Source organism: Rossellomorea aquimaris (assembly GCF_008180865.1).
Taxonomy (GTDB): Bacteria; Bacillota; Bacilli; order Bacillales; family Bacillaceae_B; genus Rossellomorea; species Rossellomorea yichunensis.
The window spans coordinates 492,981-519,171 of the sequence record NZ_VTEX01000001.1; the positions used below are offsets into that span (position 1 = coordinate 492,981).

24 protein-coding genes are annotated in these 26,191 nt (G+C 40.4%); all 24 read left to right on the forward strand.

Annotated features, from left to right (window positions below; all coding sequences use genetic code 11):
* Positions 1 to 16: 16 nt before the first annotated feature.
* The 24 genes from FZC88_RS02520 (at position 17) to sigG (ending at position 25,919) form a co-directional block, all read left to right on the forward strand.
* A complete protein-coding gene (locus FZC88_RS02520) occupies positions 17 to 232 on the forward strand; it encodes a biotin/lipoyl-binding carrier protein (protein ID WP_148968651.1) in 216 nt (71 codons plus the stop codon).
* Between the two features lie 85 nt (positions 233 to 317).
* Positions 318 to 1,859, forward strand: coding sequence for an acyl-CoA carboxylase subunit beta (locus tag FZC88_RS02525; protein ID WP_148993541.1), 1,542 nt, complete (start codon positions 318 to 320; stop codon positions 1,857 to 1,859).
* 138 nt (positions 1,860 to 1,997) lie between these two features.
* Entirely contained in the window at positions 1,998 to 2,894 is an 897-nt protein-coding gene (locus tag FZC88_RS02530; RefSeq protein ID WP_148993542.1) for a 2-dehydropantoate 2-reductase, read from the forward strand.
* A gap of 1 nt (position 2,895) precedes the next feature.
* Positions 2,896 to 3,282 carry a DUF3397 domain-containing protein gene (locus FZC88_RS02535; RefSeq protein WP_148968654.1) on the forward strand — a complete coding sequence of 129 codons (387 nt, stop codon included), beginning with the start codon at positions 2,896 to 2,898 and terminating at the stop codon, positions 3,280 to 3,282.
* A gap of 90 nt (positions 3,283 to 3,372) precedes the next feature.
* Positions 3,373 to 4,992 (forward strand): bacillithiol biosynthesis cysteine-adding enzyme BshC, encoded by a 1,620-nt coding sequence (bshC, locus tag FZC88_RS02540; protein ID WP_148993543.1) that lies wholly within the window; start codon positions 3,373 to 3,375, stop codon positions 4,990 to 4,992.
* A gap of 250 nt (positions 4,993 to 5,242) precedes the next feature.
* Positions 5,243 to 5,674 carry a division/cell wall cluster transcriptional repressor MraZ gene (gene mraZ / locus FZC88_RS02545; protein WP_148968656.1) on the forward strand — a complete coding sequence of 144 codons (432 nt, stop codon included), beginning with the start codon at positions 5,243 to 5,245 and terminating at the stop codon, positions 5,672 to 5,674.
* Between the two features lie 38 nt (positions 5,675 to 5,712).
* A complete protein-coding gene (gene rsmH, locus FZC88_RS02550) occupies positions 5,713 to 6,648 on the forward strand; it encodes a 16S rRNA (cytosine(1402)-N(4))-methyltransferase RsmH (RefSeq protein ID WP_148968657.1) in 936 nt (311 codons plus the stop codon).
* A 25-nt stretch (positions 6,649 to 6,673) separates the two neighbouring features.
* Complete coding sequence (gene ftsL, locus FZC88_RS02555; RefSeq protein ID WP_148993544.1) at positions 6,674 to 7,042, forward strand: cell division protein FtsL; 369 nt, start codon at positions 6,674 to 6,676, stop codon at positions 7,040 to 7,042.
* Positions 7,042 to 9,243: a penicillin-binding protein gene (locus FZC88_RS02560; protein WP_148993545.1), complete on the forward strand. Its 2,202-nt coding sequence runs from the start codon at positions 7,042 to 7,044 to the stop codon at positions 9,241 to 9,243. The genes ftsL and FZC88_RS02560 overlap by 1 nt, the downstream gene beginning before the upstream one ends.
* Positions 9,244 to 9,474: 231 nt before the next feature.
* Positions 9,475 to 11,391 carry a stage V sporulation protein D gene (locus FZC88_RS02565; RefSeq protein ID WP_262371627.1) on the forward strand — a complete coding sequence of 639 codons (1,917 nt, stop codon included), beginning with the start codon at positions 9,475 to 9,477 and terminating at the stop codon, positions 11,389 to 11,391.
* Between the two features lie 222 nt (positions 11,392 to 11,613).
* Positions 11,614 to 13,074: a UDP-N-acetylmuramoyl-L-alanyl-D-glutamate--2,6-diaminopimelate ligase gene (locus tag FZC88_RS02570; protein WP_148993547.1), complete on the forward strand. Its 1,461-nt coding sequence runs from the start codon at positions 11,614 to 11,616 to the stop codon at positions 13,072 to 13,074.
* Between the two features lie 2 nt (positions 13,075 to 13,076).
* Complete coding sequence (locus tag FZC88_RS02575; RefSeq protein ID WP_148968662.1) at positions 13,077 to 13,487, forward strand: hypothetical protein; 411 nt, start codon at positions 13,077 to 13,079, stop codon at positions 13,485 to 13,487.
* Positions 13,488 to 13,489: 2 nt separating this feature from the next.
* Positions 13,490 to 14,464 (forward strand): phospho-N-acetylmuramoyl-pentapeptide-transferase, encoded by a 975-nt coding sequence (gene mraY / locus FZC88_RS02580; RefSeq protein ID WP_148994263.1) that lies wholly within the window; start codon positions 13,490 to 13,492, stop codon positions 14,462 to 14,464.
* On the forward strand, positions 14,465 to 15,814 hold the full coding sequence (murD, locus tag FZC88_RS02585; RefSeq protein WP_148993548.1) for a UDP-N-acetylmuramoyl-L-alanine--D-glutamate ligase: 1,350 nt from the start codon (positions 14,465 to 14,467) through the stop codon (positions 15,812 to 15,814).
* Between the two features lie 112 nt (positions 15,815 to 15,926).
* A complete protein-coding gene (gene spoVE, locus FZC88_RS02590; RefSeq protein ID WP_148968664.1) occupies positions 15,927 to 17,027 on the forward strand; it encodes a stage V sporulation protein E in 1,101 nt (366 codons plus the stop codon).
* A gap of 665 nt (positions 17,028 to 17,692) precedes the next feature.
* On the forward strand, positions 17,693 to 18,478 hold the full coding sequence (locus FZC88_RS02595; protein WP_148993549.1) for a cell division protein FtsQ/DivIB: 786 nt from the start codon (positions 17,693 to 17,695) through the stop codon (positions 18,476 to 18,478).
* Positions 18,462 to 19,163 carry a DUF881 domain-containing protein gene (locus FZC88_RS02600; protein ID WP_262371787.1) on the forward strand — a complete coding sequence of 234 codons (702 nt, stop codon included), beginning with the start codon at positions 18,462 to 18,464 and terminating at the stop codon, positions 19,161 to 19,163. The genes FZC88_RS02595 and FZC88_RS02600 overlap by 17 nt, the downstream gene beginning before the upstream one ends.
* A 71-nt stretch (positions 19,164 to 19,234) precedes the next feature.
* Positions 19,235 to 19,963, forward strand: a complete 729-nt coding sequence (locus tag FZC88_RS02605) for a DUF881 domain-containing protein (protein ID WP_148993551.1) — start codon at positions 19,235 to 19,237, stop codon at positions 19,961 to 19,963.
* A 1-nt stretch (position 19,964) separates the two neighbouring features.
* Entirely contained in the window at positions 19,965 to 20,327 is a 363-nt protein-coding gene (locus FZC88_RS02610) for a small basic family protein (protein ID WP_113968298.1), read from the forward strand.
* Between the two features lie 116 nt (positions 20,328 to 20,443).
* Positions 20,444 to 21,742: a cell division protein FtsA gene (ftsA, locus tag FZC88_RS02615; protein ID WP_148968668.1), complete on the forward strand. Its 1,299-nt coding sequence runs from the start codon at positions 20,444 to 20,446 to the stop codon at positions 21,740 to 21,742.
* A gap of 41 nt (positions 21,743 to 21,783) precedes the next feature.
* Entirely contained in the window at positions 21,784 to 22,950 is a 1,167-nt protein-coding gene (gene ftsZ / locus FZC88_RS02620) for a cell division protein FtsZ (protein ID WP_148968669.1), read from the forward strand.
* Positions 22,951 to 23,241: 291 nt separating this feature from the next.
* Positions 23,242 to 24,168: a sigma-E processing peptidase SpoIIGA gene (gene spoIIGA / locus FZC88_RS02625; RefSeq protein ID WP_148993552.1), complete on the forward strand. Its 927-nt coding sequence runs from the start codon at positions 23,242 to 23,244 to the stop codon at positions 24,166 to 24,168.
* Positions 24,169 to 24,221: 53 nt separating this feature from the next.
* The gene (gene sigE / locus FZC88_RS02630; protein WP_113968294.1) at positions 24,222 to 24,941 is read left to right on the forward strand and encodes an RNA polymerase sporulation sigma factor SigE; all 720 of its coding nucleotides are present in this window, start codon (positions 24,222 to 24,224) and stop codon (positions 24,939 to 24,941) included.
* 129 nt (positions 24,942 to 25,070) lie between these two features.
* A complete protein-coding gene (gene sigG, locus FZC88_RS02635) occupies positions 25,071 to 25,919 on the forward strand; it encodes an RNA polymerase sporulation sigma factor SigG (protein WP_222928932.1) in 849 nt (282 codons plus the stop codon).
* Positions 25,920 to 26,191 lie beyond the last annotated feature (272 nt).

Genomic DNA, 26,191 nt, shown 5'->3' on the forward strand with positions numbered 1-26,191 from the left:
ACTGGAGGAATCAATCATGAAGGAAATTACATCATCAATGGCAGGAACGGTTTTAAATGTACTGGTAGAACAAGGTGGGGAAGTGTCTGTTGGAGATACTGTCTTAATGCTTGAATCGATGAAAATGGAAATTCCTGTTGAAGCTGAAACGGGAGGTAAGGTTTCTGAAATTAAAGTGAATGTAGGAGATTTTGTCAATGAAGGGGATGTATTACTCGTTATTGAAGGTTAACTCGAGTATGCAGACATTAAGTCAGAGATGGTGTGTTCATCTCTGACTTGTTTACGCATTTACATAAAACGACGGAGGGGATATTATGTCGACATCTAAAACGATCATCAACACTCTCGAACAAACGAGAGAAAGGATTACTTCGGGTGGACAGCCTAAATATCATGAGAAATTGAAAGAACAGAAAAAGATGTTTGTTCGTGATCGACTTCAACAATTATTTGATAATGGGGATTATCAAGAAGATGGTATGTTTGCAAACAATAAGGCTGAAGATCTGCCTGCGGACGGAGTCGTAACGGCAATTGGAAAGGTTGGAGGCCAGACTGTTTGTGTTATGGCCAATGATTCCACAGTTAAAGCAGGATCATGGGGAGCGAGAACGGTAGAGAAAATCATTCGGATACAAGAAACCGCGCTGAATTTAAAAGTGCCAATCTATTATTTAGTAGATTCAGCCGGAGCTCGTATTACCGATCAGTTGGATATGTTCCCTAATCGACGTGGGGCAGGTAAGATCTTTCACAATCAAGTGAAAATGTCAGGAATGGTTCCGCAAATTTGTGTTCTTTTTGGTCCTTCAGCAGCTGGTGGAGCGTATATCCCTGCTTTCTGTGACATAGTGATCATGGTTGATGGAAATGCATCTATGTATCTTGGTTCTCCTCGAATGGCAGAGAAAGTGATCGGTGAAAAAGTAACGCTTGAAGAAATGGGTGGTGCAAGAATGCACTGCACTGTCAGTGGATGTGGAGATCTTCTTGCGGCATCTGAAGAGGAAGCGATTGAAGAAGCGAAGAGATATTTAAGCTATTTCCCAGCGAATTATCAGCACAAGCCTGCCGTTAAGGAAGGTCTCGCTCCTAAGCATGAGAAGCTGTTAGAAGACATTATCCCGGAACATCAAAATGCACCTTTTAATATGTACGATTGCATCGATACATTAATTGATGAAGGAAGTTTCTTTGAATTGAAAAAACTTTTCGCTCCTGAATTAATCACTGGCTTCGGGCGCATGGATGGTAAAGTGGTCGGGATCATTGCCAATCAGCCTAAGGTAAAGGGAGGAGTCCTTTTCCATGATTCTGCGGACAAGGGAGCGAAATTCATACAGTTATGTGATGCCTTCCATATTCCGTTGTTATTCCTGGCTGATGTGCCCGGGTTTATGATAGGGACAAAAGTGGAGAGAGCCGGGATCATTCGACATGGAGCAAAGTTGATAGCTGCCATGAGTTCTGCAACGGTTACGAAGATATCTGTCATTGTAAGAAAAGCATACGGTGCCGGTCTATATGCAATGGCAGGTCCAGCTTTTGATCCGGATGTTTGTATTGCCCTTCCTACAGCCCAAATTGCTGTAATGGGACCTGAAGCAGCCGTAAATGCGGTTTATTCAAATAAGATACAAGCTATCGAAGATCCAAAAGAGAGAATTCAATATGTTCAAGAAAAACAGAAGGAATATAAAGAACATATCGATATTTATAAATTGGCATCGGAATTAATTGTAGATGAAATTACAGCACCAAATGAGTTGCGTTCTGTATTAATTCAACGTTATAAACTTTATGAAACCAAAGATGTTCAATTTAGTGAAAGAAAACATCCCGTATACCCTGTTTAAATAAATGTTAGGTATGGCTCGTTCCTTTGGGACGGGTCTTTTCTTTCGAGTAAAGGATGCTTCTTTTAGCCTATGGTTTTCTAGTTGCCGAAAATTTGGTAAACTATTCTTAAAAACATGTACGAGTAAGGAGTCAATATGAAAATAGGAATCGTTGGAGGAGGAGCAGTTGGGCTATTATTTGCGGGTTATTTGGGCCAAAAGTTTGATGTCACACTTATTGTAAGGAGAGAGGCGCAGGTTCAGAGCCTGTTAATGAACGGAATAACTGTACATAAAGGAGGTTCTTCATTCACAACGCGAGTCCACTCAGATCTTCTTACAGAAGTTCCCATCAAGTTTGACTTCGTCATTGTGGCAGTGAAGGAATATGATTTGAAACCTCTTGAAAATGTGTTGGTACTGATGGATATGAACCAACCCCTATTATTTCTTCAGAATGGGATTGGGCATTTGGATTGGGTGAAATCCTTGCCCCACCACAATATACTGGCGGGTTCCGTAGAGCATGGCGCTCTGAAAGAAAACGACCACGAACTCCATCATTTGGGAGAAGCAAAGACAAATCTTGCATTAATTAAAGGAGAATGGGGAGTTGTAGAAGAATTAGTATCACAGAGTATTCCTTCTTTTCCATTTTTATTAAAACAAGAATTTGAGGAAATGCTCCTAACTAAGTTATTCGTCAATGTACTCATTAACCCCCTGACGGCTTTGGCACGGGTAAGGAACGGAAAGCTGGTTGAAAACCCGCATCTGCATCAATTACAGAGGGACTTATTCCAAGAACTGCTTCTCCTATTTCCTCATATGGAAAGGATTGTTTCCTTTGAAGGGGTGGAGGAAGTTTGCAAAAATACATACCAAAATAGGTCTTCCATGCTAAAAGACATAGAAGCTGTAAGGAAAACAGAAATAGAGTCTATATTAGGCGTTCTTCTGGAAAAAGCACAAAAAGAACACCATTTTGTACCCACCATGAATGTAGTATACAGATTAGTTAAAGGAATTGAAAGAGAAGGTCTGGGGGGATAAAATGGCTTCGATTTTTTCGACCATCATTGCCATATTTGTATTAATCCCATTTTTGGGGTATTTCATCAGTTTCATTCTAGCGAAAGAGATCATGAAGAACCATAGGAAAGCCGTCCATCTGGCCATAGATGTAACAACCTTTCTATTAATCGTCTCGGTTCACTTCATTGTCATCGCCATTTGGCAAACCTCTTACCTATGGCTGATCTTCCTTATCATTTGCTCCATTGGAGTCCTATTTGCCATCATGTATTGGAAAGCAAAGGGGGAAATTCACTACCCTAAGGTGCTGAGAGGTTTCTGGCGACTGAACTTTCTCTTATTCTTTACGGCTTACATAACATTAATGATCACTGGACTGATCCTCCGCATTCTTGATTTGTATTAGTAAAAACAACAGGCAAGTTTTTTCCTTTTCTTAATGTAGAATGATATACTCATCGTTAGGATATAAAGAGCTAGAAAAGGAGTCATTCAAATGGAAGTGGAAAGCTTAAACATTCCAGCAATAAATAAGTTCGCCTCTCAATATTTAAAACAAGAAGAGCCAGTCACTTCTTTTTTTCACTATAACGTAAACAGTTCTTCCGTCTATTCTGATCGGATGAAAGATTTAGCTTCTCGTCAGTTTGAGAGAGAGGATCTTGCAGAATGTATATCTTCATATATGGAGTCACTGCCGTCATCTGAAAAGGTAGAAGAATCGTTGGGGAAATTGAGAAACGATGCCGTAACTGTCATCGCTGGGCAACAGGCCGGTCTAATGACTGGTCCACTCTACACGATACATAAAATCATTTCGGTCATTCAACTAGCCAGGCAACAGGAAGCCGAACTAAAGCATCCTGTTGTACCTGTTTTTTGGATTGCGGGTGAAGATCACGATTATCAAGAAGTGAATCATATATACGTAGAAAAAGGATCAAAGCTTGAAAAGGTCGGATATCCGGAGAGAGTAGTAAAAAAGAAAATGACCTCTCATATTACGTATAATAAAACAGTAATGAAGAAATGGCTCCATGACATATTAGTGATGCTGGGAGAAACAGAACATACAAATCAGTTGTCATCTGATCTTACTAAAATGATTGAAGAAGAAGAGGATATTGTTCGCTTCTTTGCCCATATTGTAATGAGCTTATTCAAAGATTTCGGATTATTGGTCATCGATTCTGCATATCCACTATTGAGGAAACTAGAATCAAGACATTTTCACCATTTGATAGAAAACAGTCAGTCCATCACAGATAAGGTGCTTGAGCAACAAGAAGAAATCCGGAACAATGGGTATGGAACTCAATTGGATATTTCCCCTATAGCCGCCAATCTCTTTATCCAACTTCAGGATGAACGTGCTTTGTTAGAAAGAGAAGGGAATAAGTTCTTTGAGAAGAATAGAGGTAAAGCATATTCCAGTCTTGAATTGCTATCCATACTGGATGAAAGTCCAGAATCATTCAGTAATAATGTTGTCACCAGACCCATGATGCAAGAATGGTTATTTCCAACACTCGCATTTGTGGCCGGCCCTGGCGAAATTGCCTATTGGGGTGAATTGAAAAAAGCCTTTGAATATGTGGACTTGAAGATGCCTCCGGTTGTCCCGAGGTTAAATATAACAATAGTGGAACGAGAAATAGAGAAGAGAATCCAAGATCTTCAATTGACTCTGCATGGAGTGATTACAGAAGGAGTTTCTACGTCTCGTAATGCATTTTGGAAATCCCTCGAGCGCCCGGATTTAGAGTTTGAAATGAAGGAAATCCAGGAAGAACTGCAGCGTAAATATGAAAAGATTCGCGAAAAGGCAGTCAGTATTGATCAAGGATTACATCCGATCATTGATAAGAATCTTGAATTCCATCTGAGTCAATTCGATTATCTGCGCAACAAAGTGGACAAAGCCTTGAAGGATAAGAATTCATTAACCTTTAATCAATTCATGAAGGTGGAAAACAGCATCAGACCAAATGAAGGGCCGCAGGAAAGAACGTGGAATGTCCTTTATTTCTTAAACAAATACGGACCTGATTTTGTAAAAGACCTGACACTTCTTGAATTCACATTCGATGGGACTCACAAAGTGATATATATCTAATTGAAGGCTCGTATAGCATTAATGGTCTCGACAAGTAAAAAAATAAAAGGACTTAATTCGCTTTATATTGCGAATTAGGTCCTTTTTACGTTGTATAAAGACAAATTTCACCTGTGAAAAATTGTCTGGAAAAGAGAGAAAAACACTAATGAAAAATAGAGGAAATATTTTGCAAGTAAAGAATTTAGAAAAGAGTGGAGAAAAGTGGGGGGATGTGGTACATTTGTGTTAGAAAGTGGGGGCAGTGCATATGTTCATGGGCGAATATCAACATAACATTGATAATAAAGGCCGTTTAATCGTACCTGCCAAGTTCCGTGATCACCTCGGAGATTCATTTGTCATTACCCGAGGGTTGGATCAATGTTTATTTGGTTATCCCATGGATGAGTGGCGAGCTCTTGAAGACAAGCTCAAAGCCCTACCACTGACAAAGAAAGATGCCCGTGCCTTCACTCGATTCTTCTTCTCTGGAGCAACTGAGAGCGAATTAGATAAGACAGGCAGGGTGAATATTCCTGCTACACTTGTGAATTATGCACAATTAGATAAAGAATGCATTATTTTAGGAGTTTCCAATCGAATTGAGATTTGGAGTAAATCATTATGGGAAGACTATTTCACACAGTCTGAAGATTCATTTGCTGAGCTTGCAGAGAATATGGTAGGGTTTGATATTTAACCCTCCACAATACGTTCGATTGGAAAGGTGAATTCAACATGTTTAAACATACAACCGTATTATTAAAAGAAACGGTGGATGGCCTGAATATTAAAGAAGATGGAGTCTATGTAGATTGTACTCTCGGTGGAGCAGGGCACAGCGAGTATCTTGTGAGAAAGTTATCACCGGAGGGTCATCTGTATTGCTTCGACCAGGATGAAACAGCCATCAACCACGCAAAAGAAAAGCTTTCATCCTATCAGGATAGAGTTACATTCGTTCAATCTAATTTCCGAAATCTAAAGGAAGAACTTGAACAACTTGGAGTACATAGTGTGGATGGGATTTTATACGACCTGGGTGTGTCATCGCCTCAACTGGATACTCCGGAAAGAGGGTTCAGTTATCACCATGATGCCCCACTCGACATGAGAATGGACTTGCAAGGTGAAGTTACTGCTCATGATGTGGTTAATCATTGGTCGTTTGAAGATTTAGTTCGGATTTTTTATCGATATGGAGAAGAAAAGTTCTCTAAGCAAATAGCGAGAAAAATTGAAGCGGCACGTGAATTGAAGGCGATTGAAACAACGGGTGAACTTGTCGAGCTCATCAAGGATGGTATCCCTGCACCTGCAAGACGAAAAGGCGGTCATCCTGCTAAGAGAGTCTTCCAAGCCATACGGATTGCCGTGAATGATGAATTGGGAGCCTTTGAAGATTCACTTGAACAAGCGATAGGGCTTCTTCATAAGGGGGGAAGGGTGAGCGTGATTACTTTCCATTCCCTGGAAGACCGCATTTGCAAAACGATGTTCAAGGAGAAGGCATCAGGACCTGACCTGCCTCCAGGATTACCGATTATTCCTGAAGGGTATGAAGCAGAACTGAAGCTTGTAACAAGAAAACCGATCCTGCCTAGTGATGACGAATTAGAAGAAAATAATCGCGCTAGGTCAGCTAAATTAAGAATCGCAGAAAAAAATATATAAATAGAAGGAAACAGGAGGGAGAATATTGAGTAACTTAGCCAGAAAGTACGAGCAGCAAAAAGTTGAGAAAACCAATCAATCCGTTCATGCCAAGCCCAAGCGCCTTAGTGATGAGAGAAGATCCGTCATCACACCGGGGGAAAAAATCCTTGTTGCCATTTTCGCAGCTGTATTTTGCTTCTTAGCGGTTCAGATTGTGACAACACAAGCTGCCATCTATGATGTGAATAAAGAAGTCCAGCACGTTGAATCAACCATTGAAAAACAGGAAAAGTCAAATAATGATCTTAAACTTCAAGTTAGTGAGCTTAGTACGTATGAGCGTATTCTTGAAAAAGCAAAAGAGCTTGGACTTAACTTGAAAGAAAAGAACGTTAAGGTTGTTGAACAATAATGAAAAAAAGACCAAGCATGAACATAGGGGCAGCCATCCTTTTCGGGATTTTCGGCTTGCTCTTTTTTGTATTAATGGTTCGCTTTGTCACGATTCAGGTCACTGGGGAAGCTGAAGGTAAGGTCCTGGCATCACAAGCGGCAAAAAAATATATAAAAAGTCACATTTTAGAAGCTCACAGGGGTACAATTTTTGACGGGAAAGGTGAAGTCATTGCCGAGGATACTTCAGCTTATACACTCGTGGCCATTTTAGATCCGAGCATCACGAGTGATCCGAAGAAGCCCAAGCATGTGACAGATCCTGAGAAAACGGCAAAGGCCCTGGCTCCATATCTTGAGTTGAAAGAAAGCGAAATATATGACCGTCTCAATCAGGATGGGGCGTATCAGGTGGAATTTGGATCTGCTGGTAGAGACCTGTCTCATCAAATGATGCTCGAGATTAAAGAAGAAAACATACCTGGAATCACATTCAGGAAGGAAGCAAAGCGATTTTATCCTAATGGCTCATTCGCACCTCACCTTATTGGTTTTGCACAAAAAACCACTGGGGATAATGGTGATTCCAAAACAGTAGGGAAAATGGGTGTGGAAGCAAGCTTTGATGATGTGTTAAGCGGCAAGGACGGCTCGGTGGAATATAAGAGTGATGTTTGGGGATATTTATTGCCAAATGCAGATGAGCATGTAACATCACCACAAGATGGAAATGATATTTACCTAACAATCGACAAGAAAGTTCAAACATTCTTAGAAGAAGCCATGAATGAAGTGCAAAAGAAATATAAACCAAAGAAAATGTTTGCGATCGTATCAGACCCAAAAACTGGAAAGATACTAGCGATGTCACAAAGACCAACTTTTCACCCTGATACGAGAGAAGGTTTACTTGACAATTGGACAAACTTCATAGTGGAGGAAACGATTGAGCCTGGTTCGACTATGAAAGCTTTTTCATTGGCTGCCGCTGTAAATGAAGGGAAGTTTAACCCGAATGAAGCCTATGAATCTGGTAAATATTATGTTGATAATGTTCCTAATCCTATCAGGGACCATAATGGTGGAGAAGGCTGGGGAACGATTTCTTATTTAGAAGGCGTCCAAAGATCTTCCAATGTAGCATTTGCGAATTTATTGGACAAAATAGGTTTTAAAAAGTTCGAAGGATATTTAAATAGTTTTGGATTTGGTGAACCAACAGGTGTGGGATTACCACATGAAGCTTCTGGATCTATTCTTTATCATTACCCAATTGAAAAATACACCACGATTTTTGGGCAAGGTACAACCGTTACCCCGCTTCAAATGATTCAAGCCGAGTCGGCAATTGCGAACGACGGAAAAATGATGCAGCCCTATGTTATCTCAAAGATTGTAGATCCAAATACAAAGAAAGTGGTTGAGGAAACAAAACCAAAAGTTGCTGGAAATCCGATTACGAAAGAGTCGGCCGAAAAGGTACGGGAATACTTAGAATCAACTGTAACTTCCGAGGAAGGCACAGGGACCCGTTTTGCCATTGAGGGTTATAGCGTTGCAGGTAAATCAGGCACTGCGCAAATCCCTGATCCTGAAACAGGAAGGTATATGTACGGTAAAGAAAATTATCTATTTTCCTTCATGGGTATGGCTCCGGCTGATGACCCTCAGTTAATCGTCTATGTGGGTATTCAACAACCCGAATTAGAACCGACTGAAATAGGTTCGGATCCTGTAGCAGCTGTTTTCAATCCTGTCATGCAAAATAGCTTGAAATACTTAAATATTAAACCTCAGGAAAAAGTGAGTTTGAAAAAACATTCTCTTCCTGATACGAAAGAAATGAGTGTGGAAGAAGCTAAAAAAGAGCTCGAAAAAGCAGGGGCTTCACCCGTTGTTGTTGGAAATGGCTCGAGCGTTATCAAGCAACTGCCCCAAGCTGGAAGTAGGATTCTTGAAGGGGAAAGAGTTGTAATCAAAACCGATGGAGACATCACGATTCCGGATATGAAGGGATGGTCTGTAAGGGATGTCTTTAAGGTTGCAAATCTTGCAGGACTGAAGATCAATATGGTTGGAAATGGCTATGCTGTCAGTCAAAATATTCAACCGGGGGTTCCTGTGGTAAAAGGAGAGCCTCTAGTGGTTAACTTTAGTACTCCGGAAGAACAAGTACAGCAAGGTGAAGATGAGAATACGGAAGAACCACCATTGAATTAAATAAACAGGGCTGACTTATGTATGTGACTCACTCGAGAGCACCTGGATCGATTTCTTTGAACCGATTTAGGTATGAGTGCCATTCACATCGAAGTCGCCCTTTTCTTATGGAACCAACCGATTAAATTGACGTAAATGATAACACCTTCCTCATCCTTTCATGGATTTCGAACATACCCAAATAAGTCCAAGCATATAATGGAACGAGCCATAGAAGGGGAGGTTCCATTAGTGAAAAGAGTATCCAATGTAACGGTAAGGAAAAGGTTAGCAGTAGCGCTTGTAGTAGGAGTCCTGATTTTCTCCATTATTGATATAAGGCTGGGGTATGTTCAGTTTTTTAAAGGGGACTGGCTTACAGGTTTAGCAAAGGACTCCTGGAGTCGAAATATCCCATTTCAACCGGAGAGAGGGAAAATAGTAGACCGTAATGGGGTAGAACTAGCTGGAAATCAAAGTGCCCCGACGATATTTGTTGTTCCGAGACAAATCACTGATCCTAAAGGGACGGCGGATAAACTGGCAGCTGTTCTTAATATTTCAGTAGAATCTGCATATAAATATGTTACACAGAGAGACAGTATGGTGTTGATTAAAGAAGCGAGAAAGCTTTCGTATGAAAAAGCGAAAGAGGTCAGGGACCTGAATCTAAAAGGGGTTTACTTAGGCGAAGATTCTAAACGTTATTATCCATACGGCAGTTATTTATCCCATGTTCTTGGCTTCGCGGGAATTGATAATCAGGGCCTTATGGGACTTGAACTTTCATATGATGAGGAGCTTAGTGGGGATAAAGGATATGTGAAATTTTTCTCCGACGCAAAAGGGAAGCGAATGCCTGATATGGCAGATGATTTTGAAAAACCGGAAAACGGCCTTGATTTAAAGCTTACGATTGATACGAAAGTCCAGACCATCGTGGAGCGTGAATTGGATATTGCTCAAGCGACATACAACCCTGATGGAATCATCGCCATTGCCATGAATCCTAAGAATGGGGAGATATTGGCGATGTCAAGCAGGCCGACTTTTGACCCGGCGAATTTCCGGAATGTACCACAGGAAATCTATAACCGGAATTTACCGATTTGGAGCACCTATGAACCCGGTTCCACGTTTAAGATCATTACTCTTGCTGCAGCGTTGGAGGAAAATAAGGTGGATCTTTATAAAGAAAAATTCCATGATCCCGGTCATGTTGAAGTTGCCGGATCCACCCTTCATTGTTGGAAGAGGGGAGGACATGGAACCCAAACATTTTTGGAAGTGGTCCAAAATTCATGTAATCCGGGGTTTGTCGAGTTAGGTGAGAGATTAGGGAAAGAAAAACTATTCAGCTATATTAATGATTTTGGTTTTGGACAAAAGACCGGTATTGATCTTCAAGGAGAGGGGAAGGGGATTCTCTTTAATATTGACCGGGTCGGTCCTGTAGAACAAGCTACGACAGCCTTTGGCCAGGGAGTTGCGGTCACGCCGATTCAACAGGTAGCGGCTGTATCAGCAGCGGTAAATGGAGGAATACTGTATCAACCGTATATAGCTAAGGAGTTGATTGACCCTTCAACTGGAGAAGTAGTGATGAGAAAGACACCTCAAATGAAGAAGAGGGTCATTTCAGAAGAAACATCAAAACAGATTCGTGAAGCATTGGAAAGTGTTGTAGCGAAAGGGAGCGGTAAGAAAGCTTTTGTAGATGGTTATCGAGTAGGCGGGAAAACGGGAACCGCTCAAAAAGCAAAGGATGGTAAATACTTAGAAAACAATCACATCGTATCCTTTATGGGAATTGCACCTGCGGATGACCCTGAAATTGTCGTGTACGTGGCTGTTGATAACCCGAAAGGCACCATTCAATTCGGTGGAGTCGTAGCAGCCCCTATTGGAGGTAGTATCATAGGCGATAGTTTAGAAGCAATGGGAGTGCCAAAACGTAAAGGTCAAATTGAGAAAGAGATGACGTGGACCGATATCCCATTGATTGAAACCCCTGACTTAGTTGGATTATCGAAAAAAGAGTTACAAGAACAGTTAGTAAATCTTGATCTGGATGTAAGCGGAAGTGGAGACAAAGTGGTTAGTCAATCTCCCGATCCGGGCGTGAAGATCAAGCAAGGTTCAAAGGTGAGGGTCTATCTTTCGGAATGATTTAAGGGAAGAAGTCAACATGATTGTGTATTTGTGATATACTTTTTATTTATGCCGGGGGCTTTATATCCGTAAGGAGAAGCCCCGTTTTTCTTTAAATAGTGTGGCAGTCTGCCATTTTTTCATAATCATAACGAACTAAGTTAAAAGGTTTATAGCTTTCATACGCATTTTTTTGTAAAATATAAAAAGGTTGCTTTCTACCTGTGAGGAGTTGAAAAGATGAGATTGCACACTTTGCTGGAAGTACTGCCGTTTTTCTCAGTAGAGGGTGAAGGGAATCCAGCTATTTCAAACATCGCTAATCACCATAAGAAAGTTAAAAATGGTGATCTATTCATCTGTATTAACGGATTAGAGGTTGATAGCCATTCACTCGCCCCACTGGCAGAGAAGAACGGTGCAGCTGCGATCCTCGCTGAGAGGAGCATAGAAGCAAACGTGCCGGTTATTATCGTTCCGGATACGAAGAAAGCAATGGCCATTCTTGCCGATTACTTTTATAAGCAGCCATCCCATCAGCTTTTGTTGATAGGTGTGACAGGCACTAATGGGAAAACCACTACCACCCATCTGATTGACCAGGTGCTTACACAATGTGGAATGAAAACCGGTTTAATCGGTACAATGCACATAAAAGTGGGGGATGAGTTACAAGTAAGTCATAATACGACTCCTGACAGCTTAACGCTCCAACAAACGTTTAAACAGTTTTGTGATAAAGGGGTACGAAGTGCGATCATGGAAGTCTCTTCACATGCGTTACATCAGGGCCGGGTTCACGGCTGTGACTATGATATTGCCGTGTTCACAAACCTGACTCAGGATCATCTGGATTATCATAAGTCCATGGACAATTACCGAAATGCAAAAGGCTTATTGTTTTCCCAATTAGGGAATACTTATTTTAAGAAATCTCCTAAATACGCCATCATTAATAAAGACGATGAAGCAGCTGATTTTTTTATCAGAGCAACGGCCGCACATGTATTTACATATGGTCTGTCTCCTTCTGCTGACTTCTATGCCAGAGATATTGTCCTGAAAGCAACAGAGTCCGCTTTTACTCTCGTTTCACCATTTGGAGAACGAGAGGTGGTATTAAAATTTGCTGGGCAATTTAATGTATATAACGCTTTGGCTGCGATTGCAACAGCTAGTGCAGCAGGTATACCCATCGAGGACAGTGCAAGAAGCCTGGAGAGGGCACATGGAGTAAGGGGACGGTTTGAAACAATCTCTGAAGGCCAGCCCTTCTCGGTCATCGTTGATTATGCACACACTCCAGATGGTCTGAAAAATGTATTAGAAACCATACAGTCGATTACCAAGGGGAAAGTTATTGTGGTGGTCGGGTGTGGAGGAGACCGTGATAAGATTAAACGGCCAATAATGGCAGAGATTGCCTGTGAATATGGGGACTTTGCTATCTTCACCTCTGATAACCCAAGAACGGAGGATCCTGATAGTATTCTCAAGGATATGGAATCTGGGGTGGTCGGCAAACAATATCATCTGATAGTTGATAGGAAAGAAGCAATTAAAAAGGCTTTGAGCCTTGCCAAACCTGACGATTTTGTCCTGATCGCGGGGAAAGGTCATGAAACCTATCAAATTATAGGAAACAACGTATACGATTTCGATGACCGCCAAGTGGCCAGACAAATCATAAAGGGGATGTAAGAATGCTCTTTTATGATGATGTAAAGAAATTATTTCCTGAAACATCTGGAATACATCTACCAGGCTTGGCGTTTCTAGTAGTTTCAAATTCAACTAGTATGGGAATGGAGAAGGGACTATATGTCCCTTTTGGTGGTGAAATAAACCTTTTAGAAAGTATTGATTTAGGAGCGATTGCATCACTTTGGCCTAAGAATAAAGAAGTACCTTCATTTGTTCCAAACCACTTTCCATTATTTATGGTTGAAGATGTTTATAAAGCTTACATTGACTTACTAGAGGATTACACACAAAATTACAATCAAGAAAAGTGGGAAATTATGACGAAGTTTATTTTTAACAGCGAATCTGAACGAAATCAAACAACAGACGTAACATTGAACGATCCCAATAACGGAAAGGGAGGGGAATAATGATGATGGAACAGGTGATCTTTTTTACAATCATTATGGCATTTCTCATAACAGTATTGCTTGCCCCTATTTTTATCCCTTTCCTGAGAAGATTGAAGTTTGGGCAGAGTATTCGTGATGAAGGCCCTCAGTCTCACCAAAAAAAGACAGGCACACCTACAATGGGTGGGATTGTGTTCCTACTCTCCATCGTGATTACTACATTTGTAATGACTGGTAAATATTCAGAGCCTGGTCCTGAAACCTATTTAATGATCCTTGTGACGGTCGGTTTTGGGTTGCTAGGCTTCCTTGATGACTTTATCAAAGTCGTAATGAAGAGGAACTTGGGACTCACATCCAAGCAAAAGCTATTAGGTCAGATTGTCATTTCAGTCATTTTTTATCTCATCTTTAAGCAAAATGACTTTCCGACTACAGTATCGATCCCGTTAACGGATTTTTCATTTGAATTAGGTTGGTTTTATTGTTTATTCATTATTTTTTGGCTTGTAGGATTTTCAAATGCTGTCAATTTAACGGATGGTTTAGATGGATTGGTATCAGGAACGAGCGCCATTGCTTTTGGTGCACTAGCTGTATTAGCCTGGAATCAATCCCAGTATGATGTCGCGATCTTCGGAGTGGCAGTAGTCGGGGCGGTACTCGGATTCTTAGTATTCAATGCCCATCCGGCTAAAGTATTTATGGGAGATACAGGGTCATTAGCATTAGGTGGAGCGATCGCGACGATTGCCATTTTAACCAAATTGGAAATCATCTTAATTCTTATTGGTGGGGTATTTGTCATCGAGACACTATCCGTCATTCTGCAGGTCGCATCATTTAAGACGACAGGGAAGCGAATATTTAAAATGAGCCCATTGCACCACCATTATGAGTTAGTCGGTTGGTCTGAGTGGCGTGTTGTTGTAACCTTTTGGACCGTCGGTTTGCTATTTGCCGTTTTAGGAATCTATATTGAGGTGTGGTTATAATTGAAGAAGATAACGAAGTTCAAACATAAAAAAGTTCTAGTATTAGGTTTAGCAAAAAGTGGGGTAAGTGCTGCCTCTCTTCTACATAAGTTAGAAGCATTTGTAACAGTGAACGATCAAAAGCCATTGGCTGAAAACCCGGAAGCTCAGGGGCTTCTTCAGGAAGGTATAAAAGTGATATGCGGAAGTCATCCCATCGAACTACTTGATGAAGGTTTTCAGTATGTGATAAAGAATCCTGGAATACCCTATCACAACCCATTAATTAAGAAAGCAATTGAAAATAACATACCCGTTTTGACAGAAGTTGAGCTTGCATATTTAATTTCTGAGGCAGAATTGATTGGGATTACAGGAACAAATGGAAAAACCACGACGACGACACTTCTGTTTGAAATGCTTGAAGAGGCCGGCCAAAAGCCTCTTATTGCAGGAAATATCGGAACGGTCGCTTCTGAAGTAGCCCAGGAAGCTAAAGAAAATGAAAAAATGGTAGTTGAGCTCTCCTCTTTCCAGCTGATGGGTATTGAAGAATTCGCTCCTCATATTGCCATCATTACGAATTTATATGATGCACATCTGGATTACCATGGAAACCTGGATGAATATTGGAAGGCGAAATCCAATATTACTAAAAATCAAACAAAACATGATTATCTCATCTTAAATGCTGATCAAGAGCATGTTATAGATTCAGTCTCCTTTACAAAAGCGCAATTGATTCCATTTTCAACGAAGAAAGAAGTAGCGGAAGGGGCCTATATTAAAAACGGGGCGGTCTATTTCAAAGATGAGTTGATCGTCGAAGTTGATTCAATTGTATTACCGGGTGCACATAACCTGGAAAATATCCTTTGTGCGATTGCAGCGTGTAAACTCTATGGGGTGCCAAATGAAAGTATTAAGAAAGTCCTTGGCACCTTTACAGGAGTAAAGCATAGAACGCAATTTGTCCGCGAAGTGAAGGGTGTAAAGTTTTATAATGATTCGAAAGCAACGAATAGCCTGGCAACGAAAAGTGCTCTTCATGCGTTTGAGGGTCCTACGATCCTGCTTGCTGGAGGCTTGGACCGTGGAAATGATTTCGACGACCTGATTCCATACTTGAAGAATGTAAAAACGTTGATCACCTTTGGGGAAACGTCTGAGAAGTTTATGAAAACAGGGGAAAAGGCAGGGATACAATCCATTATTCCTGTCGATAATGTTGAAAAGGCAGTTCCTGTTGCTTTTGAACATGCCGAAGAAGGAGATGTTGTTTTACTATCCCCGGCATGTGCAAGTTGGGATCAATATCGAACTTTTGAAGAACGTGGTGACATTTTTATTGAAGCGGTGCATAAGCTTTAATAAGGGCTTGTCCATGAAGAGCATCCGTACTTTTACAACCAGTATACCAATCCAAGATAAGTAGTTTTCTTGCTCGAACGGCTCAAAATTTGTCTATTCGAGGTGTTTAAGATTGCCTTTAAAAAAATCGACTCCCGATTTTATCCTCATTATGGTTACACTCACTTTACTTGCGATTGGACTGATTATGGTATACAGCGCAAGCGCTGTATGGGCTGACTACAAATTCGATGACTCCTTTTTCTTTGCCAAAAGGCAAGTGCTCTTTGCGGGCGTAGGGTTATTCGCTATGTTTTTCATCATGAATGTTGAGTATTGGACCTGGAAAAATTGGGCGAAAATCATCATCATCATTTGCTTCGTGCTTCTTGTACTGGTGTTAATCCCGGGTATCGGTGTCCTAAGAAATGGTTCCAGGAGCTGGATAGGAGTAGGGGCTTTTTCCATTCAGCCTTCAGAATTTATGAAACTTGCCATGATTGCGTTTCTCTCAAAGTATTTATCGGAAAACCAAAAGTATATTACTTCCTTTAGAAAAGGAGTCCTGCCGGCGCTTCTCTTAGTGTTCGCTGCTTTTGGGATGATAATGCTACAACCGGATCTGGGTACCGGTACTGTGATGGTCGGTACTTCAGTAGTGATGATCTTTATTGCAGGGGCGAGGGTCATGCATTTTGTCGGTCTTGGGATGATTGGATTAGTTGGATTCATTGGACTTGTTATATCTGCACCTTATCGCATTGCACGGATAACGTCCTTTTTAGACCCATGGCAGGATCCATTGAATAGTGGCTTCCAAATCATTCAGTCCCTATATGCAATCGGTCCGGGAGGCTTGTTTGGATTGGGACTGGGACAAAGCAGGCAGAAATTCTTCTATTTGCCCGAACCTCAAAATGATTTTATTTTTGCGATTTTAGCAGAAGAGCTCGGTTTTATCGGGGGAACTCTAGTCCTGCTTCTGTTTTCTTTGATATTATGGAGAGGAATCAGAATTGCTCTGGGGGCTCCTGACCTATTCGGAAGCTTTCTGGCATTAGGGATCGTTTCAATGATTGCGATCCAAGTGATGATCAACGTTGGGGTCGTAACCGGCCTCATGCCGGTCACGGGCATCACACTCCCCTTTCTCAGCTACGGGGGATCATCATTGACCCTCATGCTAATGGCAGTAGGAGTGCTGTTGAATATTAGCCGCTATACGAGACGGTAATGACTTAACAAAGAGACTGACTGTGAAACAGCTCGGAAGAAGTGAATGATAAAAGCCTGATAGTCAGGAACTCATCATTCATGTCCTCCTCTGTTTTTATGGTCAGTCTCTTTTTGAGTTAAAGAAAAAAACGCTGAAATTCCTTGTTTTTATTGAAATAACAATAGGATATTCATTGGTGAGATGTTACAATTAATTACATATACGTAATGCATTATGATCAGACCTTTTCAAAATAAAGGAGAGTTTATTACTTTTGTTAACCAAATCTTTTACAATTCAATGACATACCTTCATTATGTGGAAATTGGTGTTTAAAATAGAGTGCAAGGGTGTAATAAATAGGATGGCTTCTTTCTGAAAAAGGATGGATGTACATATACGAAAAGTTGTATGGACAATATATCTTAGGAAATGCTGGATTATTTTGATCAGGGACCTGATAACAGATTCCCGAGTATCCATCCTTCTACTCTACCAAAATGGTTTCTCGTTCAACATTATGTCATATGGCAGAAAATAACGTTCTGTTCCTCTTTTAACATTTGCTGCCTTCCTATAGAATGTAAGGTATCCCAATGTAAAGAGTACTTTCATTATAAGACGTGGTGAGAATTTTCTTATTCATGACTTAATGAATACAAAGTGAAATTGAGGAGAACGAAATGAAAAAAGAAAATGTTGTTTCCCTTGAAGATCGTATTCCTAAATTAAAACAACACCGAAAAAAGAAAGCGAATCGCAGACTGCTGTTTTTACTTTCTTTGTTCTTACTCATGATTCTATCGGTGGTTTACTTTCAATCACCTTTAAGTCATGTGAAAGAAGTGGTGGTTCATGGGAATGAGCTTGTTTCAAATGAGGCGGTTCTTCAGAAAAGTGGAATTGACAACGGCATGAATTTGTGGAGTGTAAACAAAGATAAAACCGTGGAACAATTAAAGGAGCTTCCTGAAGTAAAAGATGCAACGGTAAAAATGTCCTTTCCGAATTCCTATGAAATACGCATCAAAGAATACGATAAAAAGGCATATCTATCGAAAGATAATAAATTCTTTGTCATATTAGAGAATGGGAACGTTCTGGATAAAGGTACTGAATCAATACCCGTTGATGCTCCTTTACTAAGAGGTTTCGAGGAAGATAAGGTCTTAGTGAAAATGGTAGAAGAATTAGGGGAGCTTCCGAAAGAAGTTCAGCACCTCATATCTGAGATTAACCTGGTTCCAAAGAAAACAGATCAATACCACTTGACCCTATTCATGAATGATGGATTTGAAGTCAGTGCCACCATCCGGACCTTTTCAGAGAAAATGGTGCATTACCCCTCTATTGTCAGTCAATTGGATCCTTCAGTAAAAGGTGTCATTGACTTAGAGGTAGGTTCTTATTTCAGAGCATATGAAACGGAAGGTGAACAAAGCGATGAAGAGGATGAGGGTGAGAGGTAAGCATGTAATCCTCTCTCTTGTATGTCTGGTTTTAGGTTTCATCCTTGCTTTTTCGTATAGTCTAGCTAACACAGAACAAGCGGAACTTGGGAATCGAACGAATGGTCAGTGGAAACAGGAAGAAGCATTAAGAGATCAAATCCTTGAGTATCAGCAGAATAATAACAATCTGCAAGAAGAACTCTATGAGAAACAGGAAAAGGTCGTCAACATGGAGAAGGAATTCTCTAAAGAGAAACAAATATATTTTAACCTGGCAGAAGATGCGGAGAAGTATCGAATGTACCTGGGCAAAACGAAAGTGAAAGGGCCTGGGATAAGCGTAACGTTATCAGACGCTGACTACGATTCCAATGAGGAAAACGCCAATAATTATATCGTTCATGAACACCATGTCTTTAAGGTGATCAATGAATTATACATTGCGGGTGCTTCTGTCGTAGCGATAAATGGACAAAGGCTGAAGCATGATTCATACATACTGTGTAACGGTCCCGTTATTCAAATTGATGGAATCGAATATCCCGCTCCGTTTGAAATTACCGCTATCGGAGATCCGGAAGTACTCTCATCAGCCATGAATATCACGGGTGGTGTTAAAGACCAGCTTGTAAATGATAATATCATTTTTAAATTGGAAAAAAAGAATGCGGTAATTTTAGAACCAAGCATTAGTGAATCATAAGATTGGATTGTCCACTGGATTATTCGGGCTGTTACCAAGTAAGGGTTAGATGTGAAAGTAAGGTGCAATGAATGGACAACAAATTAAAAATTAGTTTTACCATTATTACGATTATTATTGGGTTTATGATTGCTATACAGTTCCAAACAGTCAAAGAACCTGTTGTCCGGGATACACGAGATATTTGGGAACTACGAAATGCGTTATTAAAAGAAAAAGAAGTCAATTCCAATCTTTATGCAGAAATGCGTGCAGTTGAAGCAAAGTTGGAACAATATAAGACAGAACAACAGTCGAGTCCAGAACGCGCGTTGAAACAAACGTTAGAGGAATTGAAAACAGAAGCAGGTCTGACTGAGAAAACAGGACCTGGTGTTATTTTAACGATTGAACCTGCCATGGAAGAAATCCTCCTTGGTGAAAAAGTTCAAAATATATCACCGGAACTGTTGGAAAGACTGGTAAATGAACTGAATCGATATGATGCAATGGATATCTCCATTGATGGTCATCGCTTAATCAATACCTCGGTCATTCGTGATATTAATGGAGAAACCAAGGTGGATGGATATTCAATTGAAAAAATACCATTTGAAGTGAGAGTATTAACCAAAGACCTGGACTCTGCAAAAGGGTTGTATAACCGAATGCAGGTATCACAGTCTGTTGAGGACTTCTTTATCGATAATCTTCGAGTCTCAATTTCAAAGCCTTTAGAAAAAGTGGTGGTTCCACCATATGAAGATACCATCCGGGTCCGTTTAATGGAACCGGTGAAGGAAAGAGGAGGGAACGGGTAATATGTGGCTTCCCCTTTTAGGGTTGCTGGTAGGGGTCGTATTGGGGCTTCTTACAGATATTAGAATTCCAGATGAGTACTCGAATTATTTATCGATCGCCGTCCTGGCAGCATTGGATACATTATTTGGCGGCATACGTGCCCACCTCCAAAATATTTATGATGATAAGGTCTTTGTTTCTGGATTCTTTTTTAATATTTTACTAGCAGCAAGTTTAGCTTTTCTAGGCGTACATCTTGGTGTAGACTTATATCTGGCGGCTGTATTTGCTTTTGGAGTGAGATTATTCCAGAACATTGCAGTGATTAGACGAATACTTATTAGCAATTGGTCAAATAATCAAGAAAAAAGAGAAAAAAATTAGAATATTAAAAGGGAATCGTTTTTGTTACGACGAATATCTTAATTAAGATATACTTAGAATAGTGTTTTTCTAGGGTTGTTGTTCCAAATAAACATTCTTTAAGGAGGTGCCATAGAGTGAACAGCAATGAAATTTACGTTAGCCTAGACATCGGTACATCCACAGTAAAAGTAATCATTGGTGAAATGACAAATGATTCCTTAAACATTATCGGTGTAGGAAATGTGAACTCAGAAGGAATCAGAAAAGGTTCCATCGTAGATATAGACGAAACTGTTCATACAATTAAGAAAGCAGTTGAACAAGCGGAAAGGATGGTTGGTTTATCTATAAGCCAGGTCATCGTGGGTATTACCGGCAACCATGTGTCGCTTCAATCTTGTCATGGTGTAGTGGCAGTATCAAGTGATAATCGGGAAATCGGCGATGAAGATGTTCTAAGAGTGATGGATGCAGCCCAGGTTGTTTCTATTCCTCCAGAAAGAGAAATCATCAATGTAATCCCAAGACAATTCATTGTTGATGGATTGGACGAGATTACAGATCCCCGAGGTATGATTGGTGTTCGATTGGAAATGGAAGGCACCATCATTACGGGATCTAAGACGATTTTACATAATACTCTCCGTTGTGTAGAAAAGGCAGGCCTTGAAATTGTCGATATCGTTCTTCAACCTCTTGCAGCTGGTTCAGTTGCTTTGTCAAAGGATGAGAAGAACCTGGGTGCTGCGTTGATCGATATTGGCGGCGGCTCTACAACAATAGCGGTTTTTGAGCAAGGTCACCTTAAAGCTACAACTGTCCTGCCTGTAGGGGGAGAACATATTACTAAAGATTTATCGATTGGTTTAAGAACCTCAACGGACGATGCAGAGAAAATCAAAACAAAATATGGACATGCTTATTATGACCATGCATCAGAAGATGAAGTGTTCAGCGTGCCAATTATTGGTAGTGATCAACACCAGCAATTTAATCAATTAGAAATTTCTGATATCATAGAAGCAAGGCTGGAAGAGATATTAGACCTCATTAGCCATGAGCTGAAACGAATGGGAATCAGGGACCTGCCAGGTGGATATGTATTAACTGGTGGTGTAGCAAATCTTCCAGGTGTGTTAGAATTAGCACAAATCGTTTTCCAAAATCGTGTACGGGTGGCAATTCCTGATTATATTGGAGTTAGGGAACCTCAGTATACGACTGCAGTAGGTTTGATTAAATACGCTCAAAAGAATGCTAGATTACAAGGAAGATCAGTTAGTGCAGAACCAGTGCCTGTTGAGGCTGCTGAGAAGCGACAATCGAAACCAGCCAATAAAAAGCCAAAGCCTGCGAAGGTAAAAGAAGAAGAACATGAAGATGAAAAGGCCATGTCAAAAGTGAAAAAGTTCTTTGGATACTTCTTTGAATAAATAAAGGAATCCATAGATTCGACGAGTTAGGAGGATTTGTCATGTTGGAGTTTGATACAAATTTAGATTCTTTAGCGACAATAAAAGTTATCGGTGTCGGTGGTGGTGGTAACAACGCTGTAAACCGCATGATCGAGCATGGTGTACAGGGTGTTGAATTTATCGCTGTAAATACAGATGCGCAAGCTTTGAATCTATCAAAAGCTGAAATAAAAATGCAAATCGGTGGTAAATTAACCAGAGGATTAGGAGCAGGTGCCAATCCGGAAGTGGGGAAAAAAGCTGCCGAAGAAAGTAAAGAACAGATCGAAGAAGCTTTAAGAGGAGCAGATATGGTCTTCGTTACAGCTGGAATGGGTGGAGGAACTGGAACTGGTGCAGCTCCGGTAATCGCTCAAATTGCCCGAGAAATCGGAGCATTAACGGTTGGTGTAGTTACACGGCCTTTCACCTTTGAAGGAAGAAAGCGTTCAAATCAAGCAAGCGGTGGTATCGCTGCAATGAAAGAAGGAGTAGATACCCTTATCGTAATTCCAAACGACCGTCTGCTTGAGATCGTAGATAAGAGCACACCAATGCTTGAAGCATTCCGAGAAGCAGATAACGTATTAAGACAAGGTGTTCAAGGTATCTCAGATCTGATCGCAACTCCTGGTCTTATTAACCTTGACTTTGCCGACGTAAAGACAATCATGTCTAACAAAGGTTCAGCACTCATGGGCATAGGTGCTGCTTCTGGTGAGAATCGTGCGACGGAAGCCGCAAAAAAAGCCGTTTCAAGTCCATTACTTGAGACATCCATTGATGGAGCTCAAGGTGTACTGATGAACATTACAGGTGGTACATCTTTAAGTCTATATGAAGTACAAGAAGCTGCAGACATTGTAGCATCTGCTTCAGATCAAGAAGTAAACATGATTTTCGGTTCCGTAATTAATGAAGATTTAAAAGATGATATCGTCGTAACCGTTATTGCAACAGGGTTTAATGAAGAGGTGATTCAACCTCCAAAACAAACTCGACCAACATTTGGTGGAATGAAACCAAATCAAAGTCCAAATCCAAGCCAATCTATCAAGCGCGAACAACCTAAACGCGAAGAGCCTCAACACCAAGAGCCGGTGAGAACCTCTTCCAATCAAAATCAGGGAGCGGAAGAAACACTGGATATCCCAACCTTCCTTCGCAACCGTAACCGCCGCCGATAATAGCTTGTCCGTAAGAAAAGTAAAACAGCCCCAAAGGCATTTATGCCTTTGGGGCTGTTTTTTTCTCTAATCCATCCAATCACCAATCCGCTTCACAAAGCTATTTTTATACCTCGAATCGGGAATAAATTTAGTGACATATTTCGTTATAATCTCTGAAAAGTTTTCCTTTGAAGCATACAAAAAATGACAACCTTTTAAAGGGTATGTACGATATACTTCTGATAAGTCATTCCTATCTCGAAATTTAAATAGCTGTAACTGGGTGAAGTTTCAAAAGGAGGGTAGAGATTGACCTTATATCTGGATGTCATCTGGTTGTTAAATCTGTTGGTAGACTTTTTCTTATTATGGTTAACAGGGATCATCTTAAAAAGACAATATGCCCTATGGAGAATTGGACTTGGCAGTTTGATAGGATCGATCATTATTCTCCTTGCCTTTTCACCTTATGCAACTCTTATAGGAAACCCTCTTATGAAATTATTATTTTCAATGATCATGGTGTACTCAGCTTTTGGGTATAGAAGATTGCGCTATTACTTATCCAATCTTCTTATGTTCTATTTTGTTACCTTTTTTACAGGTGGGATATTAATTGGGACTCATTATTTTATAAGTTTCGACCCTGGTACAGAATCCTCCATGTTGCTTGCAAGCATCCGTGGTTTTGGAGATCCGATAAGCTGGGTATTTGTTATGCTCGCCCTGCCTCTTGCCTGGTATTTTTCTAAGGGCAGAGTGGATAGCATTGAGCAAGTGAAGATTCAGTATGATCAGCTTCTGACAGTAAGCATAAAAATTGAAGATTTTCAATGTACCGTAAATGGTCTTGTTGACAGTGGTAACCAACTTCAAGACCCCATATCCAAAAGTCCGGTCATGATACTATCCATCGCTGAGATAGAGGGGGTAATTCCAGAAGAAGTGAGGGCACTATGCCACGATATTGATGAAATCTTCTCCGGAGAAAAAAATATCGACACTCGCTGGTCTGACCGGATGAGAATTGTACCCGCCCAATCGGTGGGTAGAAAAAGTCAACTTCTAGCCGCTATAAAACCTGATTCTCTCATTCTAAAAGATCATGAATCAGAATGGGCGATCCCGAATGGACTGATCGCCTTCAGAGAGGATTCCCTCTCAGCAGATGGGAATTTTCAAGCGATCGTTCATCCAAAAATGGCTTCGCGAAAGCCGGTACTTAACGTTTCTTAAATCAATTATTACTACTATACTCACAATTTAAAGAAATAGAAGGGGGAGCAACAATGAAAAAATTCAAATTTAAATTTTTATACTATTGGTACAAACTGTTAATCAAACTTGGACTGAAAACAGATGAAATTTACTACATAGGTGGTAGTGAAGCACTTCCCCCTCCACTGACGAAAGAGGAGGAAGAAGTATTACTCAATAAATTGCCTAAAGGTGATAAAGCTGCCCGTTCTTTGTTGATTGAACGAAACTTGAGGTTAGTCGTATATATCGCCAGGAAGTTTGAAAATACAGGAATTAATATTGAAGACCTGATCAGCATCGGTACGATTGGCTTGATAAAAGCAGTAAACACATTCAATCCAGAGAAAAAAATCAAGTTAGCTACGTATGCTTCCAGGTGTATAGAAAATGAAATTCTTATGTACTTAAGAAGAAACAATAAAATTCGTTCTGAAGTTTCGTTTGATGAACCACTCAATATTGATTGGGACGGAAATGAATTACTATTATCGGACGTCCTTGGAACAGATGAAGATATTATAACAAAAGACCTTGAAGCGACCGTAGACAAAAAACTGCTCTTTAACGCTCTTCACCAGCTTTCTGATCGTGAAAAGCAAATCATGGAGCTCCGTTTTGGACTAATGGGAGAAGAAGAAAAAACCCAAAAGGATGTAGCGGATATGCTTGGAATTTCCCAGTCTTATATCTCCCGTTTAGAAAAGAGGATTATTAAGCGTCTAAAAAAGGAATTTAATAAAATGGTATAACCTGATAAAAACTGACCTTTTCTATAGAAAAGGTCAGTTTTTTTTGTTTAAAACCATTTTAAATTTTTTTATATGAATTTGTCCAGATATCTTAAGGGGTTTGAAGAATATGAAACATTACTTGCCAGAATGGAATGCATATTTTTCCTCTCCAAGGAAATACTGAATTTTGTACAGCAGCTCCTACAAGGAGGGGAAAGAATGACACGTAATAAAGTCGAGATTTGTGGTGTAGATACTTCCAAATTACCAGTTCTCAAAAATGATGAAATGAGAGTACTATTCAAGCAAATGCAAGCGGGCGACATTACCGCAAGAGAAAAACTTGTAAATGGGAATTTGCGCCTCGTCTTAAGTGTAATTCAACGCTTTAATAACCGTGGTGAGTATGTTGATGATTTATTTCAAGTAGGGTGTATCGGATTAATGAAATCCATCGATAATTTTGATTTAGGTCAAAACGTTCGATTCTCTACATACGCGGTTCCGATGATCATTGGGGAAATCCGAAGGTATTTAAGAGACAATAACCCAATCAGGGTATCTCGCTCACTACGAGATATTGCGTACAAAGCTCTGCAAGTAAGGGAAAAATTGATGGGGGAAACATCCAGGGAACCGACAGCAGAAGAAATTGCGAAAGTTCTTGATGTATCCCACGAAGAAATCGTATTTGCATTGGATGCCATCCAAGATCCCGTATCTCTGTTTGAACCTATATACAATGATGGGGGAGACCCAATATTTGTGATGGATCAACTAAGCGACGAAAAGAACCGTGATTTCCATTGGATTGAAGAAATTGCCCTTCAAGAAGGGATGAGACGATTGAATGATCGTGAAAAACTCATTATCAGCAAACGCTTCTTTCAAGGGAAAACTCAAATGGAAGTGGCTGACGAGATCGGCATCTCACAAGCACAAGTATCAAGACTGGAAAAAGCAGCAATCAAACAAATGAACAAAAATATTCAATAAGTAAAGAAAAGCGGAGGCGGTTTGATCAGCCCCGAAAAGCACAATAGGAAACCCCCAAAAGGCGCTTTTTGCCTTATGGGGGTTTCCTATTGTGACCTCGAGGGGCTAGCCGCCGGAGCTGGACAAWCGAAAAGCGGAAGGGCTTTGCCCAGAGGCGACAAGCATAAGGCGAATCATCCGGAAAGGCGTTCTTTGCCTTTTTGGATGGTTTGACTTATGACCTCGAGCCTCTAAGTCCTGTAGCTGGACAAACGAAAAGCGGAAGGGCTTTG

What these genes read in the sequence shown, in the direction of transcription:
- sigG (WP_222928932.1), top strand. Translation starts at nt 25,071, where the DNA reads ATGGAATGCATATTTTTCCTCTCCAAGGAAATACTGAATTTTGTACAG.
- FZC88_RS02535 (WP_148968654.1), top strand. Translation starts at nt 2,896, where the DNA reads ATGGCTTCGATTTTTTCGACCATCATTGCCATATTTGTATTAATCCCA.
- mraY (WP_148994263.1), top strand. Translation starts at nt 13,490, where the DNA reads ATGATGGAACAGGTGATCTTTTTTACAATCATTATGGCATTTCTCATA.
- FZC88_RS02605 (WP_148993551.1), top strand. Translation starts at nt 19,235, where the DNA reads ATGGACAACAAATTAAAAATTAGTTTTACCATTATTACGATTATTATT.
- rsmH (WP_148968657.1), top strand. Translation starts at nt 5,713, where the DNA reads ATGTTTAAACATACAACCGTATTATTAAAAGAAACGGTGGATGGCCTG.
- FZC88_RS02575 (WP_148968662.1), top strand. Translation starts at nt 13,077, where the DNA reads ATGCTCTTTTATGATGATGTAAAGAAATTATTTCCTGAAACATCTGGA.
- FZC88_RS02610 (WP_113968298.1), top strand. Translation starts at nt 19,965, where the DNA reads ATGTGGCTTCCCCTTTTAGGGTTGCTGGTAGGGGTCGTATTGGGGCTT.
- FZC88_RS02530 (WP_148993542.1), top strand. Translation starts at nt 1,998, where the DNA reads ATGAAAATAGGAATCGTTGGAGGAGGAGCAGTTGGGCTATTATTTGCG.
- FZC88_RS02570 (WP_148993547.1), top strand. Translation starts at nt 11,614, where the DNA reads ATGAGATTGCACACTTTGCTGGAAGTACTGCCGTTTTTCTCAGTAGAG.
- bshC (WP_148993543.1), top strand. Translation starts at nt 3,373, where the DNA reads ATGGAAGTGGAAAGCTTAAACATTCCAGCAATAAATAAGTTCGCCTCT.
- ftsZ (WP_148968669.1), top strand. Translation starts at nt 21,784, where the DNA reads ATGTTGGAGTTTGATACAAATTTAGATTCTTTAGCGACAATAAAAGTT.
- FZC88_RS02600 (WP_262371787.1), top strand. Translation starts at nt 18,462, where the DNA reads ATGAGGGTGAGAGGTAAGCATGTAATCCTCTCTCTTGTATGTCTGGTT.
- FZC88_RS02560 (WP_148993545.1), top strand. Translation starts at nt 7,042, where the DNA reads ATGAAAAAAAGACCAAGCATGAACATAGGGGCAGCCATCCTTTTCGGG.
- FZC88_RS02525 (WP_148993541.1), top strand. Translation starts at nt 318, where the DNA reads ATGTCGACATCTAAAACGATCATCAACACTCTCGAACAAACGAGAGAA.
- mraZ (WP_148968656.1), top strand. Translation starts at nt 5,243, where the DNA reads ATGTTCATGGGCGAATATCAACATAACATTGATAATAAAGGCCGTTTA.
- FZC88_RS02595 (WP_148993549.1), top strand. Translation starts at nt 17,693, where the DNA reads ATGAAAAAAGAAAATGTTGTTTCCCTTGAAGATCGTATTCCTAAATTA.
- sigE (WP_113968294.1), top strand. Translation starts at nt 24,222, where the DNA reads ATGAAAAAATTCAAATTTAAATTTTTATACTATTGGTACAAACTGTTA.
- FZC88_RS02520 (WP_148968651.1), top strand. Translation starts at nt 17, where the DNA reads ATGAAGGAAATTACATCATCAATGGCAGGAACGGTTTTAAATGTACTG.